This window comes from Levilactobacillus sp. LN180102 (assembly GCF_050106635.1).
Lineage (GTDB): Bacteria > Bacillota > Bacilli > Lactobacillales > Lactobacillaceae > Levilactobacillus > Levilactobacillus brevis.
In genome coordinates, this window is sequence record NZ_JBNIIX010000040.1 from 1 (window position 1) to 2,780 (window position 2,780).

Annotated in this window: 1 protein-coding gene and 1 pseudogene; one reads left to right on the forward strand and one right to left on the reverse strand. The window is 39.0% G+C overall.

The features are described from left to right. Window positions 1-105, forward strand: a pseudogene (locus ACP4IT_RS12500) (IS30 family transposase); the annotation flags it as partial. Between the two features lie 125 nt (window positions 106-230). Here the strand turns inward: ACP4IT_RS12500 and clpL are convergent. Continuing rightward, entirely contained in the window at window positions 231-2,345 is a 2,115-nt protein-coding gene (clpL, locus tag ACP4IT_RS12505; RefSeq protein WP_086231973.1) for an ATP-dependent protease ClpL, read from the reverse strand. Window positions 2,346-2,780: the final 435 nt, after the last annotated feature.

A 2,780-nucleotide genomic window follows, 5' to 3' on the forward strand; every position in this document is an offset into this window, starting at 1 on the left:
TTAACGACGACGTTACTCCAAATTAACCAGCGACCGCTTAAAATACTCGACTGGCAAACACCGTATCAGGTTATGCTGACAAATTTGTCCAAAAATTCGGATTAAATTTGCAATCTACCAATAGATTAATATCAAATGGTGAAAATCAACGAAAAAAGGATATCTATTAAGCAATCTCCTGCCCAATAAATCTCCTCTTACATAAAGTTATTTATGAACACTGATTTAAGCTAAGCTGCCGATATCACAATCTCAGCATCCACTAAATCAGCCTTCAAGTTTTTGACATCTAAGTGGTCAAGGTAGAAATCCGTTACCTTATCACGAATTTGTTGTTCAATTACTCGCCGTAATGGCCGCGCACCCATTGCCTCATCATAGCCTTGTTCCATCAGCCAATCTTTGGCCGCTTTAGTTACCTCAAGTTTGATGGATTTTTTGGCTAACGTTTTTTGTACATCCGCCAACATCAAATCGACAATTTGACTTAAGTCTTGCTTAGTCAGATGTGAAAACTCCACGATTCCATTAAAACGGTTCAAAAATTCTGGGCGGAAAAATTGTGATAACTTATCCATTAATGACTGGTCTCGTTGCTTGTCACCACTTAATGCTTCATTACCAAAGCCAGCATTAGAAGTAGCGATAATAATCGTATTTTTGAAATTAATGACATTGCCTTGTCCATCCGTTAAGCGCCCATCATCCATCACTTGTAACAGTAACGTTAATACTTGTGGATCAGCCTTTTCAATTTCATCTAATAATACAATGGAATATGGATTACGCCGAACCCGTTCAGTTAGAGTATTAGCATTATCTTCATAGCCTACGTATCCAGCCGAGGTACCAATTAATTTCGACACAGCTGTACGATCAGCATATTCACTCATATCTAGCCGAATAATCGCATTTTTATTTCCAAACATATCTAAGGCTAATTGCTTAGCTAATTCAGTCTTTCCTACGCCAGTTGGGCCCACAAACAGAAAACTTCCAATTGGCTGATCACCCTCTGAAAAGCCCGCACGGTTACGCCGAATTGCCTTCGCTACCATTTCAACCGCTTCATCTTGACCGATTACCTTACTTTTCAGACGCTTATCAAGATTTTTCAAGTGCTCAATATCATTAGCACCCATATCAGCAACTGGTATACCAGTTAAACGTTCAACCGATTGTGCCACATCATCAATCGTGGCAGTGATTTTTTCTTTTTGATCCGTTTTTTTAATTTTTTGCTTGGTTTCCTCGATCGACTTCTTGATATCAGCGGCTTTTGTAAAGTCCTCCGATTTAACGGCGGCCTCCTTAGCTACCTCTAATTTTTTAACGCGTTGATCCAATGTCTCAACATCAGTTTGAGAATTTTTAGCCGCTAAATGAGCCGCAGTCATGTCGATCAAATCGATAGCTTTATCTGGCAAAGTGCGTTGTGGTATATATTGGATTGAATAATCCACAGCCGCCTTCAAAACATCATCTGGTAATACAACATGATGATGCTTTTCGTACAGCTTTTTAACACCTTGTAATATACGTAAAGTGTCAGCGGCCGTCGGTTCATTAATCACAACATCATTGAATCGCCGTGCCAAAGCCGCATTTTTCAAAATAGTATTGCGATATTCATCTTGAGTCGTAGCCCCGATTACAGTCAGCTCGCCACGTGACAAAGCAGGTTTAATGATATCAGCCAATCCCTTGCCACCGTCTTCACCACCAGTGGCACCCGTGCCGATAATCTGATGAATTTCATCGAAGAATAGAATAATATTACCAGCTGCTTTAACTTCCTTTACCAGCTGTTTAATATTCTCTTCAAAAGAACCGCGATATTGAGTTCCTGCTTCCAAAGACGATAAATCAATCGAATAGATTTCTTTATCTTGAATCGTTTCTGGAACTTTACCAGCCACAATTGCTTGTGCCAGACCTTCGACGACTGCAGTTTTACCTACGCCGGCATCACCAACTAAGATTGGATTATTTTTCGTCCTACGACTCAAAATTTCTGCAGTTTCTTGAATCTCATTCTCACGTCCAATCACTGGATCTAGTAATCCATCACGAGCCTGTTCCGTCAAATTAGTCCCTAACTTTTCTAAAATCCCCCCTTTTTTAACAGCCTGTTTACCATCTTTAGATACTTCTATTGTTTTATTATTTTGGGGTAGCTTACCAGTTGCTCGGTATTGAGCAAACTCATCCGGTGTCAGCGATTGTCCATTAACTAAATACCGTGCACGCTCCGAATTTTGATTATCCATGCGCCGAAATAATTGATTGAAAACATCATCCATATCATTGTTGAAAAAAGGATCATTTCCGTAGAAATTTGCCATAGTACAACACCTCCATAAAAATTTATGTGTGTAACTTAGTGACCATAGTATCCTTTAAAACTACAACTGAATCGTATCACGATTTTTATGTATCGTTAAGTAAAGTGCTTATCGGTGTATTAAACGAGATACTTTGAAATACCATTACAACAAACCCTTTCAGGATAAATTGCCGTTAATTAGTATGGTAGATTGCAAATTGGTAGATTGCATATTTAGATGTCCTTTCGGGGATAATCTGTGGGTATCGGGTGTGACCGATGCCTTTTTTATTTTCCATTATATCAAAAGGCGGTCTAGTGAGAATCTTCGGATTCTCACTAGACCGTCTTATTTGTGGAGACTTATGTCACAGCCTCTTTTTGATTTATTCGTGATCCTAAACAGCAAGTTATAAGTGGTCGTTACAATTTCTATTTTGTAAACTCAAGTTCA

Coding starts and splice junctions, on each gene's coding strand:
- clpL (WP_086231973.1), bottom strand. CDS start 2,345: ATGGCAAATTTCTACGGAAATGATCCTTTTTTCAACAATGATATGGAT.